This window comes from Rossellomorea orangium, assembly GCF_019334305.1.
Classification (GTDB): domain Bacteria; phylum Bacillota; class Bacilli; order Bacillales; family Bacillaceae_B; genus Rossellomorea.
This window is the reverse complement of record NZ_JAHWGH010000007.1, coordinates 65,880-82,664: the sequence shown is the minus strand read 5'-3', so window position 1 is coordinate 82,664 and position 16,785 is coordinate 65,880. Positions and strand designations below refer to the sequence as shown.

Here is a 16,785-nt window from a genome sequence, read left to right as displayed (position 1 = left end):
TTTGTGGGTTTACATTTTCTCTCTTTTGAAAAATTTTGACCGAACCAGAAGAAATAGGGTGGCAAAGCTATAGTTGAGAATACTTGAAGCAATTAAAGCCATAGACGGCTGGTGGGGTAAAATTCCTTCTGTAAAAAAGTTAAGGGCAATGATAAATAGGGAAAACGTACCGCTGAGTATCGTAATGATGGCGAAAAGTAACAGCCCTGAGCGGAAGATCTGTTTCATCGGTAGGCTTTTCTGAATAAACGACCCATTCTTACTGCTGACTTTATTTCGTAAAAAGTGTCTAATGATAAGAGCCACTGCACAGATCCCGTAAAAGAACCCTGCCAATATGAGAATCGCAGGTAGCTGCGAACGGAGATCCTCCTTAGGTATCCCCCAAAATAGTAAAACGAGCAATGAGATCGTTCCCATCAAACCGACGAAAATTGAAAAAAACAGTAATGAAAATCGAATGGTTTTTACGGATATATTCACTTGATTTCTCCTTTAAAGAACGTCAATCTTATAATTATTGAGACTGCACAAGTTCCGTATATGTAGATTCCCAACGTGGAAAGTGGGAGGGCGACGCTTGGGATTTCTTCTTTAGGGATGACCGATAACAAAAGAACACCCAGCATAATCGTTCCACCTATACCCATCATTATAGGATACAATAATAACGCGGTTTTTACCGCTTTTTTCATTTGGTTGTTCATAAGCATCCTTTCAAAAAGGGGTTTGTCGTACACAATACCCATATTTTTACTAATGTAATCCTAAAAAAATAACGTTCGGGGCCTAAACCCCAAACGTTATTTTACCTTATTTCGTTAAACGGAACACAACAGACTCATATGGACGAAGCGCCACGTTCTCGTATACATTCGCTGTATCCTCGTAATTCGATAGGAGGATCTCGCTTGTCCAGCCATTCACGTCCAACTCAGGAGGCAACGTGAATTCCGTTTCCTTCTTATAAAAGTTATTCACCACAAGTAGTTTCTCACCGTCGCCATTTCGTACATAAGCAAAAATATCAGGGTGATCTTCCAAAATCAGCTGATAGTCACCGTTGACGATGATGTCATATTCCTTACGGAGACTGTTCAGCTTCTGATAGTGATAGAACACTGAGTTTTCGTCTTTCAGTGCTTGCTCAGCATTGATTTCCTGATAGTTTTTCGCCACAGGTATCCAAGGAGTGCCGCTTGTGAATCCGGCATTTTCTTCACTGTTCCACTGCACCGGTGTCCGTGAGTTGTCACGGGATTTATGGCGCAAGATCTCAAGTATCTCTGCTTCTGATTTCCCTTGCTCTTTTAAAATATTAAAGATGTTGATGGACTCGACGTCACGGTATTCATCGATGCTTGTGAATTTCGGGTTCGTCATCCCGAATTCCTCTCCCTGATAAATATAAGGGGTACCCTGCATCATATGGATTGTCGTGGCGAGCATTTTCGCAGATTCTGTGCGATACTCTCCGTCGTCGCCGTAGCGGGACACGATCCGCGGCTGATCATGGTTGCACCAGAAGAGGGCGTTCCAACCGCCGCCTTCGTGCATTTCACGCTGCCAGATAGACAGGATGTCCTTCAGCTTCAGGAAGTCGAAGTCGGCGACCGACCATTTCTCGCCGTTTGGATAATCCACCTTCAGATGGTGGAAGTTGAACGTCATGCTGAGTTCGTTGCGTGACGGGTTCGAGTACTTGATACAATGATCAATCGTCGTAGACGACATTTCCCCGACGGTCATGATGTCGTATTGAGAGAACACTTCCTTGTTCATTTCCTGCATATACTCATGGACCTTGGGACCGTCTGTGTAGAACTTGCGTCCGTCTCCCGGTGCGATGGAACCGTCGTCATCCGGGAAATCCTGATCTTTTGAGATGAGGTTGATGACGTCGAGACGGAAGCCGTCGACTCCTTTTTTGAGCCAGAAGTGCATCATGTCATATAGTTTCTTTCTTACTTTATCATTCTCCCAGTTAAGGTCTGCCTGAGTGACGTCAAAGAGGTGGAGGTAGTACTGCCCCGTTTCCTCATCATACTGCCACGCGTTACCGCCGAACTTAGACTGCCAGTTCGTAGGCTCTGAACCATCAGGGTTACCGTCTCTCCATATATAGAAGTCACGATACTCATTGTCCTTTGATTTCCGTGACTCGATAAACCACTGATTCTCCGTCGACGTATGATTGATCACGATGTCCATGATGATCTTAATGCCGCGGGCGTGTGCCTGTTCCAACAACTCATCAAAATCCCCCATCGTCCCATACTCATCGTGAATATTGAAATAGTCACTGATATCATACCCATTATCATTTTGAGGAGACTTATAAATAGGCGTAATCCACACCACATCAACCCCAAGCTCCTTCAAATAATCCAGCTTCGCCGTAATCCCCTTAATATCCCCAACGCCATTCCCCGACGTATCATAAAAACTCTTCGGATAAATCTGATACACAACCGCTTTCTTCCACCAAGGCTGCTTCATAAACACGCACCATCCTTTACTTATATTTAGGGACGGACCTCACTTTTTCTGTTAATCCGCCGCTTTAGTTATACATAATCGTTGATTTGATGAGATTTGTTCTTCGGAAGTCTATCAATTGAGAGGGACGGACCTTCCATTATTCGTCTAAAACCCTTACCTAATAGGAAAGGATGCTCCAAAACCAGCGGGTTTGGAGGTCCGTCCCTATAATAAGAAAAGGGGACAAACAATCCCGTCACTATCCTTTACAGGCAAGTGCTAAGAATTCATTTGTCCCCCTTAGTTTAACTTGTATATACAAGTTGTTGCAACTCTTTTCTCTATCTATGGTTTCTATGATTTAGGCTACTTCGTTCTTACTAAATTTCGACCAGATCATGGTCAGGACGAATGGTACGACGATGGCGATGACCATTCCAATGGCAAATGGCAGCCAGTATTCCGATTTGATGGACAGGATACCAGGCAGTCCGCCGACACCGATGGAGAAGGCTTTCGTACCGGTCATGGCGAGTAACACACCGCCGATGGCAGAACCGATCAATGCTGAGATGAACGGATATTTATATCGCAGGTTCACCCCGAACATGGCAGGCTCGGTGATTCCGAGATAAGCGGAGAGGGCAGAGGTTCCTGCCAAACCGCGCAGTTTTTCGTTTTCTTTCTTCGCTACAAACATCATGGCTAGTGCTGCAGAACCTTGAGCGATATTAGATAGTGCCAGGATTGGCCATAGGAATGTTCCGCCAGCATTTGATACAAGCTGTAAATCGACTGCCAGGAACGTATGGTGCATACCGGTAATGACCATGACCGCATATAGTCCACCATATAGAAGGCCGCCGAGCCAAGAGAAGTGATCGAATACCCAGACCACCCCGTCAGTCAGCATGTTACCAATGAAGAATGTCACTGGCCCGATCAGGATGAACGCAGCAAATCCGGTAATCAGTAGCGCTACCGGGGCAACGACCAACAGCTTAATTGAATCGTGGACCCGTTTTTCCAGAAACTGTTCAATTTTCGCTAATAATAATGAAGCAAATAAGATCGGGAGAACCTGACCCTGATACCCGATCTTATCAACTTCAAGTCCAAATAAGTTCCACGTAGGAATCTTTTCGGCACTTGCATACGACCAGGCGTTCAGTAAGTCCGGATGAACCAGCATAAGACCTAATACGATACCGAGTAATGGACTTCCGCCAAAGCGCTTGACCGCAGACCAACCAATCAACCCAGGCAAGAATACAAAGGCCGTGTTGGCAATCAAGTTAATGATCGAAGCGAAATCAGCCCATTGTTTATGAACATCAATGACCGATTTCTCATCATAGAAAATTCCCGGTCCGGTCAGGATATTATTCAGACCCATCAACAAACCGGCCGTTACGATCGCCGGCAGGATTGGAATGAAGATATCCGCCAGAACCTTGATCGCACGCTGAAGTGGATTCAGGTTCTGAGTCGCGGCATTTTTTACATCTTGCTTCGATGCCTGCTCGATCCCTGTTTCTTCCGCCAAAATTTGATACGCTTTATTTACAAGACCTTGTCCAATGACAACCTGGAACTGACCGTTTGAGGAGAAGGACCCCTTCACCAAGTCAATTGCCTCTAATCTCTCTTTATCAACCTTTTTCTCGTCATTCAGAACCAGCCGAAGACGAGTCACACAGTGCGTGGCCGTATGGATATTTTCCTTGCCGCCAATCGCTTCAATGATTTCGAGAACGTCTTCACGTTTCACGCTCATGAAATTCCCTCCCTTGGAATGGTGAAAGATGCCGGGCGTCTAGATTGTACCCGCTTTCATTTCTATTAATGGAATTCCCCTAAATAGTATGTGAAAAACGCTTTATGTCATGCTTTTGTCAAAACGCTTTCATTTTGTTCGGGGTGTTGTATATACAAGATATACTTTATTGTATTCATGTATATACAAGTTGTCAATAAAAAAGTGTAGCCGTTTTCATTTCTATACTCAAAGATCATATAAAGATTTCTAAAATGACTTAACTGGAACCATAATGATATCGGAATTACCATACTTTAAAATTCATTGGAAATAGGACCATAAAGTACCAAGTGTTATTATACTGGGGTTTCTTCCTGATTTTTCTTTAGATAAGAATTTTAGCCTATTAAAATCTCAATCTCCTTCAGCCATAATGGACAAGCAACAAATTTCGACATTATGAATAAAGGAGACATTTTTTTGAAAAAGACTATTATTGCATTTACTACTGCTGCACTAATCTCGACAATGGCTGCTAATTCAACGGAAGCGGCATCTTACCGCGTACAATCAGGGGACTCCCTTTCGTTGATTGCTTATAAATATGATACAACCGTTTCAAACCTGAAATCCTGGAACAACCTGAGCTCTGATATGATCTATGTAAATCAAGTACTGGAAGTTTCCGCCCCAACCACGGCGAAGACGTACACCGTTCAATCAGGCGACTACCTGTCTAAGATCGGAGCAAAATTCGATGTCTATGTGTCAGAACTTAAAACATGGAATAACTTGACGAATGATGTGATCTATCCTGGACAGACGTTAATCGTTTCTTCTGGTGGGGTGAGCACTTCGTCAACTGGATCAAGTACATATACAGTTCAGTCAGGAGATACCCTGTCCCATATCGCGGTAAAATATGATGTAAGTGTTTCGTCAATTAAATCCTGGAACAGCTTAACCTCTGATTCCATTTATGTTGGTCAAAAACTTACGATTAAAGGAACTTCAAGCGGAACCGATGCCCCGACTTCAAACGTCGTTGACATCGCCAAGAAATACGTAGGGACTCCATACGCATGGGGAGGCACAACACCATCCGGCTTCGACTGCAGCGGATTCATCTACTATGTCTTCAACCAGGCGGGACAATCGATTGCACGTACGAACACTGAAGGCTATTACAGCAAATCCTATTTCGTATCCAGCCCGAAAGCAGGGGACCTTGTATTCTTCGAAAATACATATAAAGCTGGCATAAGTCATATGGGAATTTACGTTGGAAACGGGGAATTCATTCATGCTTCCGATAGCGGTGTTGTCGTTTCCAAATTGAGTAACACGTATTGGAATCCTAAGTTTGTTGGGTATAAGAGATTTTAAGATTGATTGAAGCGTCCTGCCTGGTAGGGGTGGGGCGTTTTTTCACAAAAGGCACAATCTACTCAAAACATTTCCCTTTATAAAAAAGACCGCCCGGGGAAAAACGGACGGTCACCATTTTATTTATAACTAAACACACCTCTTGCCTCACGATCATACTTCCAATACATCCACCCGCCAAGCACAACGCACGGAACGACCACAACCGCCATTCCTAAAAACGCGGTACCCGGTGACATGTCATACAGAAACCCACCGACAAAAGTGAGAATCGCTGTACTCAATCCCATGCCAAGGGACGTATACACTCCCTGGGCTGCTGGGATATCCTTACTCTCCAACTCTTCATAAATCAACCTCATAAATGCATAATGTGTCAATCCGAGGGTTAGTGAGTGGAAAAGTTGGGTAAAGATGAAGACAGGGGTGCTGGGGAATAGGAACAACAATGTCCAACGCGTCACAGCAGCCCCTGCTGCGATCATGAACATGACAGAGATACTCTTTCTTTTTAATAACCGATCTGAAAAAGCAAAGAACACAATTTCAGACAACACGGCAATATTCAAGATCACACCAATATAAACGGCGCTCACGTCTAACTCTTTCAAATAAAGTACCCCATAATTATAATAAGAAGCATGTGCTCCTTGAATCAAGACGACAATCACCATTGCCCAGACGAACTTCCGGGATTTCAGCAATCCACGGTAAGACAGCTTCTCCTGCCCTCGTGTCCCGCTCATGGACTGTGGGAGCTTCATAAGAGAAGAAAGGAGAATCACGACAATTCCGCCGAACAAAAGATAAATCACGGCCCCCTCGGTAAAAATCGAAGTTAAAAATCCGACCACAAGAAGTGCTGTCGTATACCCGATCGATCCCCATGACCGGCTCCGGCCATAATCAATCCCATCTTCCTTCATCATTACAGCCGCCATGCTTTCAACCATTGGAAGGAGCATTGGATAAACCAGGCTGAATACGACCATACATCCGATAACCATCCCGAACGAATTCATCGGCAGGAACATCAGCAGTGCAGCAGCTGAAATCAATACAAGCCATCTTGATAATCGTCCCAATGAAACTGTTTGGCTCAACTTCGGAAAAACGAAAAAGCTCGAAAACGAACGGGCAATCATTCCGACTGCGATGACCGTACTCGCCGCCGATATGGAGAAGTCCTTACTTTCCACAAGCCACGCCGTCCAGTAGGGAATGAAGATTCCCCATGTGAAAAAAATCGCAAAGAACTGAAGTGATAACCACGTCTGATTCTTCAAATCTATCAGATCTCCTTTATGTAGAGTTGGAAATTATTTTACAAACATTGAGTCATTATATAGGAGCCTCACATGAAATACAACCACATTCATTCCTATGTCATTTGAAACATCACTGACTTAGCAGGACTATCCTCATATGAAATAGAAGAAGTAACGACAGATATGAAGGAATAGGGGGCATTCCATGAAAAGGAAAAACATCGGAATCATTTTGTGCAGCGTTCTCCTGGTAACAGCTATCGGGGTCTACATAGCAGTAGGAAGCTTAGAACCAAATCCTTTAAATGGAGGTGGCGATGTTTCGACTGCAGGGGTTGAAACAGATTCAACGCAGAACATAAGCAGGGACGAAAATCCATTTAACGAAAATGTAAAAACGCCATTAAGTGAAAAGCTTATACAACAGTACATTCACGCCATGAGTCATCAGAAGGTAAAAGCGGAGGAAAAATGGTCTTTCTATGAAATTACGGATGAACGTATCGATTTTTTATTATCTCAATTAAAGGTGAACAATTATAAATATGAACCGACTTATGAAAAAATCCTCACGAGATGGAAAAACGGTGATTATTCCGAAGCAGTCAGTGATCACAATGCCATCTGGAGGATCCAGGATGGGAATGTCGGCATAGCGACAGATTTACTTTCATCCAAAGAAGAAAAGACCTATATTGAAAGCAGAAAAAAAGAATCAAGATAATTTTTTTAAGAAATTTGGTTTTAAACACATAAAATCGGGAAAAGTTTACTACATTTTACAAAAAGGAGGGCGAGCACCATGTCTATGATCTATGCGAAAGCACGTGAGTTGTTTGAAAAGGACGCCAGGGAACACAATGAACTCGAAGCTGCAAGAGTCAGAAAGTATCGCAGATTGAAGCCTGTCCCAAGTGTAAAAAAATAAAAAATAGGAATCACTTATATTTAAACCAGGCTATGGGACAAAGTAGGCTGGTTTTTTTGTGTTGAGAAAGTATTTCATTTTACGAAAGAGTAGGATAAAATAAACGGAAATATGCTATAACATCTATTTATCTACTAAACTATACATAAATAAGAAGGAGGAAGCGAATTGGCCAGACTATATACCGCCTTGATCGGCTTAAGCATGATCTGGGGAATGTCCTTCGTCTTCATCAAATGGCTCGTGGAACCTGCAGGGGTGTGGGGGACTGTATTCCTCAGATGCCTGGCAGGCGCCCTTGTGCTTCTCCCTATCTTTTTCATCCAAAAGAAAAAGGAAGGGGGAAAACCACTCCCCTTATGGAAGCTATTTGTGGTGGGGATCGGGAATGCAGCACTTCCATGGACATTGATTGCCTTAAGTGAGACGCAGATCAATAGCAACACGGCTTCCATCCTGAATGCGACGACGCCGATCTGGACTGGGCTGATCGGATTCTTATTCTTTGCCGTCGTGTTGACTGGATACCAGTGGATTGGAATCGCGGTCGGTTTCATCGGTATTCTTGTCCTGATGAATTTTGAAGTGAGCGGAATCTTTTCCTCTGATTTTGTAGGGGTGGGGACGATGGTACTCGCGACGATGAGCTATGCGTTTGCTTCTCAATTTACAAAAAAGTATTTGGCAGGAACGAGCGTGGTCGTGATTTCTACGTTCCAGCTATTGATCGGAGCAGCGGTTGGGTTTGTGGGCATGATGATAACTGACCCAATCTCTGCCGGTGACTTAGTATCAGGTGAGGTAATCCTTGGTATTTTAGGTCTGGGTTGTCTCGGTTCAGGTGTCGCGACGCTGCTTTATTTCTATATCATGACCAATGGAAGTCCGGAATTCGCCTCGACGGTGACGTATTTGATACCGGGGACTGCGATGATCTGGGGCTTCGTGCTGTTAGGGGAACCGGTGACACACAACCTCATTCTAGGGTTGCTGATCATCTTTGCCGGGGTATTCCTGTCTTCAAGGAAGTCTAAGAAAATCATCTCATCCTTACCTGCAGGGACGAGGTAAGACCTTTAAACAAACGTTTGATTAACATGTCTGAACCCTTTCATCTCAAGGGGTCGGACTACTAATCAAACGTTTGTTTAATTTTTGCAAATAGAATCATTTCATTTACTATTATTTGCTATAATATTGGTAATAAGTATGTTCCCTGAATCTGGATATTGAACGGGACGGAGGAGATTTATCATGAAGTATAAGAGAGATGAATCCTATCGCTTTACATTTTCACAGCCCATCCCTTGTTCGTTTACGATCGTCGGGATAGGAGATCAAACGATTCAATCCAAGTCAGCCAAAGGGGAGATCGTTGACTTGAGTCCTCAAGGATGCAGACTTCAGTCATTATTGGACATCCATCTGGAAAAGGAAGTCAGGTTACAGGTGACATTCCAGCTGGATGAAGGCTTTGCTGAAATCACGTCTGTTGGTGTGATCCAATGGAAAAAGAAGAAAGGTCTTTCCGATTTTCAGTATGGGGTGAAATTTACAGGGGATGCCGGCCTTAAAGAGCGCATAACTGATGAGTTGAAGAAATATGTTAAAAAATGACTATAAGAGGGTTCCATCCTTTCAATGAACTTCTGGAAAGAGTTTTTCCAATGAATATAATGCAAAAGAATACATATTCATATAAAATGGTTAGGATACATAGCTTTGTATAGACAGGTCCGGATCAAGGATGACTCCGGGTCTAAATAAAGAATAAGGATGGTAATTCGATATGAAAACGGCAATTGTAACGGATAGTACCGCCTACATCCCGAAAGAATTGCGTGATCGACTCAACATACATATGATTCCACTAAGCGTCATATTTGGAGGGGAAACCTATCAAGAAGAAGTGGATATTACAGCAAGTGAATTTTATGAAGAGGTCAGCATTCAGGATAAACTCCCGACCACATCACAGCCTCCTGTAGGACAGTTCGTGGAGCTCTTCCAAAAGCTTTCTGCGGAATACGATGCGGTCATCTCTATTCATCTATCGAGTGGAATCAGCGGCACGTACCAAGGTGCCGTGCAGGCAGGTGAAATGGTCGAGGGCATTAAAGTGTATCCATACGACTCAGAAATCAGCTGCATGATACAAGGCTTCTATGCCATTGAAGGGGCAAAACTTGAGCGTGAAGGAAAAACGGCTGAAGAAATCGTCGGGTTATTGGATGAAATGAAGGAGTCTGTTCAGGCTTACTTTATGGTAGACGATCTTGCCCATCTCCAGCGCGGCGGACGGTTATCTCAAGCTCAGGCCATCATTGGAAGCCTCTTGCAAGTGAAACCACTGCTGCACTTCGTAGACAAAGTGATCGTTCCTTTTGAAAAAATCCGTACCAAGAAAAAAGCGTTGAAGCGGGTGGAAGGCATCCTGGAAGAAGCAGTCGCGTCCGGTGAAACATATCAGGCCTCCATCATTCATGCCAATCGGGAAGAAGAAGCGATTGAGTGGAAGAATGAGCTGGAAGAGAAGTATCCGAACGTTGAATTCAATGTGAGTTATTTCGGTCCGGTCATTGGGACTCATTTAGGTGAGGGTTCGATGGGGATGGGCTGGGCGAAGAAGATGAGCCGGTAAGGGATTGGTTACTGATTTGTACCAGGTACAATAGTGTCGTCATGTACCTAGTACAACAGCTCCTTTATGTACCGGGTACATTCTCGCATCCTTTAACGGTGCCAGGCACGAAACGATTGTTTTGTGTCTGGCACTGTTTTTACATTAAGCAGGATATTCTGACCCTAGCGTAGAATACATTATTATCCAAACAAAAGGAGTGATGTATTTGCGTTTTGCTTTAATGAACAAAAGCTTAACCCCTGAACCACTTGTAAAAGATCCAGCCATTTTTCAGAAAATCTCAGACTTCACCACACTGCCACCTCAAACTCTTAACCCTTCCTATCATTTTTCACCAGACTTACAATCCTACCTCAGTGGACGATCATTATTATTAGATGAGATACCACATTCAATCGATATCCTTCAGGAGCATTATCAAAATGGATATGTTTCTTATGATAAAGGAGTATCCAATGCACAGTGCCGCCGTTGTGGAAATAACCGTCCTCATTTGTTTTCTGCCTTCCAATGCGCACGTTGTCATACAGACTGCACCTACTGCCGAAATTGCATCATGATGGGGAGAGTATCTGAATGCACTCCGCTCATAAAGTGGAACGGGGCGCCACTTGATTCATCCCGGGCTGCCTTTGACTGGTCAGGCGAACTCTCTGCAGCTCAGAGGGAAGCATCGGATAAATTGCTATCCGCTGTTGAAAACGGAGGTGATCTCCTCATTTGGGCCGCATGCGGAGCTGGTAAGACGGAGGTCCTTTTTAAAGGAATTTATGAATCTCTTCAAAAGGGTAAACGCGTCTGCATTGCCGCACCCCGTACCGATGTCATCCTGGAACTCTCTCCCCGTCTTAAAAAGGTGTTTCCCGATACATCCATCACTACTCTATACGGGGGGTCTGAGGAGCGACACACCTATGGACAGCTCGTCCTTTCCACCACCCACCAACTGTACCGGTACAAAGAAGCCTTTGATGTCATGATCATAGACGAAGTCGACGCGTTCCCATATTCCTATGACAAATCCCTTCAATTGGCTGTCGAACATGCCCGTAAACCCCGTTCGTCCATCATATATCTGACCGCAACGCCTGATTCAATAACGCAGAAGGAATGCCTCAAAGGGAAAAGGAACTTCATCCAAATCCCTGCCCGCTTCCATCGTCACCCGATTCCTCCACCGAGATTCGTCTGGTGCGGACTTTGGAAAAAAGCATTAACAAAAAATCGGATTCCCCCTGCATTGAAGAAATGGACGTTATTAAAACTCCAGCAATCCAAACAAGCCTTGATCTTCTTTCCAACCGTCGAACTCATGGAAAAAGCCCTGCTCCTGTTCAAAGAAATGGATCCCCTTATCGAATCCGTTCATGCAGAGGACCCTGACAGAAAAGAGAAAGTGTTGAAAATGAGAAGTAATGAGATTCCTATTATGCTAACGACTACGATATTAGAACGTGGTGTGACCATCCCGAATATAGATGTGGCAGTTCTCGGGGCGGAAGAAAAGATTTTCACCGAAAGCGCTCTTGTGCAGATTGCAGGAAGGGTGGGGAGGAGCTCTGATTATCCGTCGGGTGACGTTGTGTATTTTCATTACGGACGGACGAGGGAAATGATCAAGTCCCTCCTGCATATTGATGGGATGAATAAAGAAGCTAGAAAGAGAGGCTTGATACATGATAACTAACTGTTTGTATTGTGAAGGTGAGTTGGTGGAGTTGTTGTCGTGGAAAGGCTTATTTCACAGCGAGCCTCAATTTTTATGTGAGGAGTGTTTGGTACAGTTAGAAAAAATAGAAGGTGGGGAGAGATGCAACGGATGCTCCAGGTCATTGGATGGATTGCCTTCTAACTTGGTAAAGGAGGATGTGTGCCTGGATTGTCACAGGTGGGAACAGAATCCAAATTGGAAAGGAATTCTGGATCATAACCATTCCTTTTTTCATTACAATGACTTTATAAAAGATTATCTGGCGAGATATAAATACCGGGGAGATTATGCGTTGTCTCAAGCTTTCTCTCATACTATTAAACTCTATCTCGCTAAACGAAAATATGACCTCATTATTCCTATTCCCCTTAGTGATGAACGCCTCTATGAGAGAGGATTTAACCAATCTACCGCACTTTTGGAGAAGGCAGAGGTCCGTCCCTCCAATATGCTCACCCGGTCGCACTCAGAAAAGCAGTCTAAGAAAACACGGAGTGAGCGTCTTAAACAGGAGCAGGTATTTCGATTAAAGGGGAATGGAGTTAAAGACAAGAATATTCTGCTATTTGATGATATTTATACGACGGGTACGACTTTGAGGCAGGCTGCAAAGCTATTAAAGGAATCGGGGGCTGCCGAGGTTTCTTCCTTGACTCTCGCAAGGGGTTAAAGCAATCCTCCTCTCTGCCGATATAATAAATAAGAGAAGCTTTATCGGGAGGAAACAGTCATGTCAGAAATCATCAATTGTCCACGCTGCAATACGATTTTTATGCAAAATAAGTTCCGTGATGTTTGCGATAAATGTTATAAAGAAGAAGAAAATATGTATGAAACGGTTTATCAATTTTTAAAGAAGCGCGAAAACCGTGCCGCTAGTATGGATCGTGTCATAGAAGTGACCGGTGTAGACGAGGAACTTCTATATAAATGGGTTAAGAAAGGCCGAATTCAGACGAGGCAGTTTCCGAATATGGGTTATCCTTGTGATAAATGCGGGAAGATTATTGGGACGGGGCGGATTTGCAGTGATTGTTCTTCTGAACTTGCCAGTGATCTGAAAAAGTTCGAAACGGAGCAGGAATGGAAGAATAAATCCCAGGAATCCGGCCAGAGAACCTATTACACGATGAGAGATAAGAACTAGTTTTGAGGAAGAGAATTCAGGAAGAACTAACCAGTCCCTGAGACTAAACAAAACCTGTTTTCATCCGATATACTAGGTAGAAACCATGTACGTGAAGAAAGCGAGGGAACATGATGAAGATTAACAATATCGGAAATCAGAACATCAATCCTTATAAGCGCAACCTGAACAAAATGGATGAGGTCGGTAAAGCGGGTAAACCGGCATCCGACAAAATTGAAATCTCTTCTGCCGCCAAAGAAATGCAGGAGGTTTCCAAACTCGGCAAAGAGCGCCAGGCACGAGTGGAAGCATTAAAAGATCAGGTTCAGAGCGGGAACTACACCATCGATCCGAAAGCCATCGCCAAAGGATTACGAAATTTCTATAACGGTCAATAAAAAGGGAGAGAACAAACATGTCAGCCAACAACCTCATCGCAACTCTTGAAAAACTGTACAAGCTGCACAAAAGTTTGTTCGACCTTTCAGTGAATAAGACGGATGTCATCAAAAAAGGTGATATGAGTGAGCTGGATCGTGTGCTGAAGGATGAGCAGAAGCATCTGGCCGCCATCAATACGGTGGAAGTGGAGCGACAACGGGAATCCAGTCACTACCTTCAATCACGTGGAGTGGCTACTACCGAGGCACCAACCATATCCCAATGCATCGAGCACAGTTCACCTCAAGAAAAAGAAACCCTTGCCCACTGGCAGCAAAAACTGGTCGGCATCATTGGAGAGTTAAAAGTTCGAAATGAACTGAACCAAAAGCTAGTCTATCAATCTCTTCAATTCGTGAATATGAATCTGTCGATGACGCAGCCGCAGCCGGATCAAACAACCTATTCACGTCCGAACGGTGAAAAGAAAATACCGTCAAGTCAATCCCTATTCGATTCGAAAGCATAGCACTAACTAATTGAAACGGAGGCAACACCATGCGATCCACTTTTATGGGCCTTGAAACGGCAAAACGGGGCATGTACACCCAGCAGGGCGCCCTTTATACGACTGGCCACAACATCTCCAACGCCAATACCCCAGGATACACCCGTCAACGGGTCAACTTTGTCCAAACAGAACCTTACCCTTCCCCAGCCATGAACCGTCCGCAAATCCCCGGTCAAATAGGAACGGGAGTCGACGCCGGTTCGATTCAGCGCGTCCGCGATTCATTCCTGGACATGCAGTATAGAGGTGAAAATCAAAAGCTTGGCTACTGGGAGACCAAAATGGAAGCGATGAAGAAGATGGAAGAAGTTATGAACGAACCGTCTGATTCAGGGTTATCGAAGACGATGGATATGTTCTGGCAGTCCCTTCAGGATCTAGCGGTGAACCCGTCCAACTCAGGTGCACGATCGGTAGTCGTTGAGAGAGGGAAGGCTGTTGCAGAAACATTCAACTACTTATCATCCTCCCTGACAAGTGTCCGGGGCGATCTGAAAAATGAGCTCTCTGTCAGTGAAAAGCAAATCAATTCCCTTTCGAGACAAATCGACAATATTAATAAACAAATAGCCGATGTTGAACCGCACGGCTATCTGCCCAATGATCTATACGATGAGCGAGACCGCTTGATCGATGAGCTTTCCCAGCATGTTTCCATCCAAACGAGCTACCAGTCCAATGGAGGAGCCTCATCACCAATCGCAGAAGGTGCCGTCACAGTCACATTGGTCGGGAAAGACGGAAACCTTGCCGTGAACCTTGTCGGAAAAAGTGGCGTGAATGAATTGAAGCTCACCTATGGAGGCCCGCAAAATACGGTGGATACTGTATCGGTTGGAAGCCAGACACTTGACGTCAATGATTTCCTATCTCAAGGGGAAGGGAAACTCAGAGCATTGATAGATACATACGGCTTCAAAAATAAAGACGGTGAAGCAGAAGGTTCCTACATCAGCATGCTAGATGAACTGGACAGCATGGCATATGAATTCGCCAAAGCATTCAATGCACAGCATCAACAAGGATACACACCGGAACAAATGAACGATCCAAACTTTGATCCTAACACCGATACTCCAAATACACCGAAGTTCTTTAAGGATGCGAAGAATGCCGCAGCAGATCTGGATAGTGTGTCTAAAGCAGGATTTGCTCAAAGACTTCAAGTTGCCGATGAAATGAGCAACCTCGACAACATCGCGACAGCAGGTGCAGGTAATCCGACCCTTGGTGACGCATCAAATGCCCTGGTCCTAGCCGATATTATCACTACGACTAAACTGCCTTACGGTGAAGAAGATGCCTCATTCCAAGGGCACTTTGAATCCGTAATCGGGAAAATGGCCGTAGAATCTCAAGAATCCGTTCGACTTGCCAGCAACTCGGGAGTACTGAGAGGAGCTGTGGACGAACGCCGCATGTCCGTCAGCGGTGTATCCCTTGACGAAGAAATGACCGACATGATCAAATTCCAGCATGCCTACAACGCCTCTGCGAGAATGATCACACTGCAGGACGAATTGCTCGATAAAATCATCAACGGCATGGGGACCGTTGGAAGATAGGTAGGTGAAATACTATGCGCGTAACACAAAGTATGCTGACAGCGAACTCAATGAGAAACCTTAGTTCTTCTTATGGTCGTATGGGTCAATTGCAGGATCAGTTGGCGACAGGGAAGAAAATTACGAAGCCTTCGGATGATCCGGTTGTTGCCATGAAGGGGATGTTTTATCGTTCGAACTTGACGGGGATTGAGCAGTATAAGCGGAATCTTTCGGAGCTTTATTTATGGATGGAGAATTCGGAGTCTGGTATCGAACAGGCGAATCAGGGGTTGCAGCGTGTACGGGAATTGACGCTTCAAGGGAAAAACGGGACGTTAAGTCCGGAAGATCGGAAAGCTGTTGCTGTTGAAATAGAGCAGATTAAAAATGATCTTGTCAGTGTTGCTGAAACGAAAGTAGCGGGAAGATATATTTTCCATGGGACGGATGTTGGGAATTCACCTATAAAGGATGGATCTCCTGTGGATGGAAGTGCTCCTAAAGTTGCCGATAATTTAGGCAACGGTTCTATAGATGCTTATCCAATTGAAGTTTCTCAGGGTGTTTCACTAAAAGCAAACGTCAATCCGAATAATGTTTTTAATCAGAAACTGTTTGATACAGTGCACAACATTCAAAAAGCATTAGAATCTGGAGATGATTCGGCTCTTGATTCAGAGCTTGAGAATCTAGACAACGTCATGAACACATTATCAGCAGAACGTTCTGAACTTGGTGCACGTTACAATCGACTTGAAATGGTAGACGATCGACTGGCTCAGCAGGAAGTGACAGCAAATCGGATTCTTTCGGATAATGAGGATGCAGATATTGAACGCGTGATCACGGACTTGAAAACGCAAGAAAGTGTCCACCGTGCAGCTCTCGGGGTAGGAGCGAGAATCATTCAGCCGACATTAATGGATTTTCTACGATAAAAGCAAGGGGACTGACCCTTTAAGGTGTTTTGTCACCTTGGG

General features: G+C 44.3%; 18 protein-coding genes. 13 read left to right on the top strand and 5 right to left on the bottom strand.

What is annotated here, in order from left to right; genetic code table 11:
- Positions 1-9 precede the first annotated feature (9 nt).
- The 4 genes from KYJ26_RS03425 to treP all read right to left on the bottom strand — a co-directional run bounded on the left by KYJ26_RS03425 (position 10) and on the right by treP (position 4,258).
- Positions 10-483, bottom strand: coding sequence for a hypothetical protein (locus KYJ26_RS03425; RefSeq protein ID WP_219165942.1), 474 nt, complete (start codon positions 481-483; stop codon positions 10-12).
- Positions 480-629 (bottom strand): hypothetical protein, encoded by a 150-nt coding sequence (locus tag KYJ26_RS03420; RefSeq protein WP_219165941.1) that lies wholly within the window; start codon positions 627-629, stop codon positions 480-482. The genes KYJ26_RS03425 and KYJ26_RS03420 overlap by 4 nt, the downstream gene beginning before the upstream one ends.
- Before the next feature lie 184 nt (positions 630-813).
- Positions 814-2,499 (bottom strand): alpha,alpha-phosphotrehalase, encoded by a 1,686-nt coding sequence (treC, locus tag KYJ26_RS03415; RefSeq protein WP_219165940.1) that lies wholly within the window; start codon positions 2,497-2,499, stop codon positions 814-816.
- A gap of 343 nt (positions 2,500-2,842) precedes the next feature.
- Positions 2,843-4,258, bottom strand: coding sequence for a PTS system trehalose-specific EIIBC component (gene treP / locus KYJ26_RS03410; RefSeq protein WP_219165939.1), 1,416 nt, complete (start codon positions 4,256-4,258; stop codon positions 2,843-2,845).
- 462 nt (positions 4,259-4,720) lie between these two features.
- Here treP and KYJ26_RS03405 point away from each other — a divergent pair, with 462 nt between their 5' ends.
- The gene (locus KYJ26_RS03405; protein ID WP_219165938.1) at positions 4,721-5,626 is read left to right on the top strand and encodes a C40 family peptidase; all 906 of its coding nucleotides are present in this window, start codon (positions 4,721-4,723) and stop codon (positions 5,624-5,626) included.
- 119 nt (positions 5,627-5,745) lie between these two features.
- Here the strand turns inward: KYJ26_RS03405 and KYJ26_RS03400 are convergent, their stop codons facing one another.
- Entirely contained in the window at positions 5,746-6,912 is a 1,167-nt protein-coding gene (locus KYJ26_RS03400; protein WP_219165937.1) for a 3-phenylpropionate MFS transporter, read from the bottom strand.
- Between the two features lie 187 nt (positions 6,913-7,099).
- Here KYJ26_RS03400 and KYJ26_RS03395 point away from each other — a divergent pair, with 187 nt between their 5' ends.
- The 12 genes from KYJ26_RS03395 to flgL all read left to right on the top strand — a co-directional run bounded on the left by KYJ26_RS03395 (position 7,100) and on the right by flgL (position 16,743).
- A complete protein-coding gene (locus tag KYJ26_RS03395; protein ID WP_219165936.1) occupies positions 7,100-7,618 on the top strand; it encodes a DUF6241 domain-containing protein in 519 nt (172 codons plus the stop codon).
- A gap of 78 nt (positions 7,619-7,696) precedes the next feature.
- Positions 7,697-7,822 carry a hypothetical protein gene (locus tag KYJ26_RS23870; protein WP_257474870.1) on the top strand — a complete coding sequence of 42 codons (126 nt, stop codon included), beginning with the start codon at positions 7,697-7,699 and terminating at the stop codon, positions 7,820-7,822.
- A gap of 168 nt (positions 7,823-7,990) precedes the next feature.
- Positions 7,991-8,893 (top strand): DMT family transporter, encoded by a 903-nt coding sequence (locus tag KYJ26_RS03390; RefSeq protein WP_219165935.1) that lies wholly within the window; start codon positions 7,991-7,993, stop codon positions 8,891-8,893.
- A gap of 183 nt (positions 8,894-9,076) precedes the next feature.
- The gene (locus KYJ26_RS03385) at positions 9,077-9,439 is read left to right on the top strand and encodes a PilZ domain-containing protein (RefSeq protein ID WP_219165933.1); all 363 of its coding nucleotides are present in this window, start codon (positions 9,077-9,079) and stop codon (positions 9,437-9,439) included.
- Positions 9,440-9,611: 172 nt separating this feature from the next.
- The gene (locus tag KYJ26_RS03380; protein WP_219165932.1) at positions 9,612-10,463 is read left to right on the top strand and encodes a DegV family protein; all 852 of its coding nucleotides are present in this window, start codon (positions 9,612-9,614) and stop codon (positions 10,461-10,463) included.
- Positions 10,464-10,665: 202 nt separating this feature from the next.
- Positions 10,666-12,153, top strand: a complete 1,488-nt coding sequence (locus KYJ26_RS03375; RefSeq protein WP_374939748.1) for an ATP-dependent helicase ComFA — start codon at positions 10,666-10,668, stop codon at positions 12,151-12,153.
- Between the two features lie 88 nt (positions 12,154-12,241).
- Positions 12,242-12,847, top strand: coding sequence for a ComF family protein (locus tag KYJ26_RS03370; protein WP_257474868.1), 606 nt, complete (start codon positions 12,242-12,244; stop codon positions 12,845-12,847).
- Between the two features lie 60 nt (positions 12,848-12,907).
- Positions 12,908-13,324 (top strand): TIGR03826 family flagellar region protein, encoded by a 417-nt coding sequence (locus KYJ26_RS03365; protein WP_219165930.1) that lies wholly within the window; start codon positions 12,908-12,910, stop codon positions 13,322-13,324.
- 110 nt (positions 13,325-13,434) lie between these two features.
- On the top strand, positions 13,435-13,704 hold the full coding sequence (flgM, locus tag KYJ26_RS03360; protein WP_307513559.1) for a flagellar biosynthesis anti-sigma factor FlgM: 270 nt from the start codon (positions 13,435-13,437) through the stop codon (positions 13,702-13,704).
- A 17-nt stretch (positions 13,705-13,721) separates the two neighbouring features.
- A complete protein-coding gene (locus KYJ26_RS03355; protein WP_219165929.1) occupies positions 13,722-14,216 on the top strand; it encodes a flagellar protein FlgN in 495 nt (164 codons plus the stop codon).
- A gap of 29 nt (positions 14,217-14,245) precedes the next feature.
- Entirely contained in the window at positions 14,246-15,823 is a 1,578-nt protein-coding gene (flgK, locus tag KYJ26_RS03350; protein WP_219165928.1) for a flagellar hook-associated protein FlgK, read from the top strand.
- A 14-nt stretch (positions 15,824-15,837) separates the two neighbouring features.
- Positions 15,838-16,743: a flagellar hook-associated protein FlgL gene (gene flgL, locus KYJ26_RS03345; protein ID WP_219165927.1), complete on the top strand. Its 906-nt coding sequence runs from the start codon at positions 15,838-15,840 to the stop codon at positions 16,741-16,743.
- Positions 16,744-16,785 lie beyond the last annotated feature (42 nt).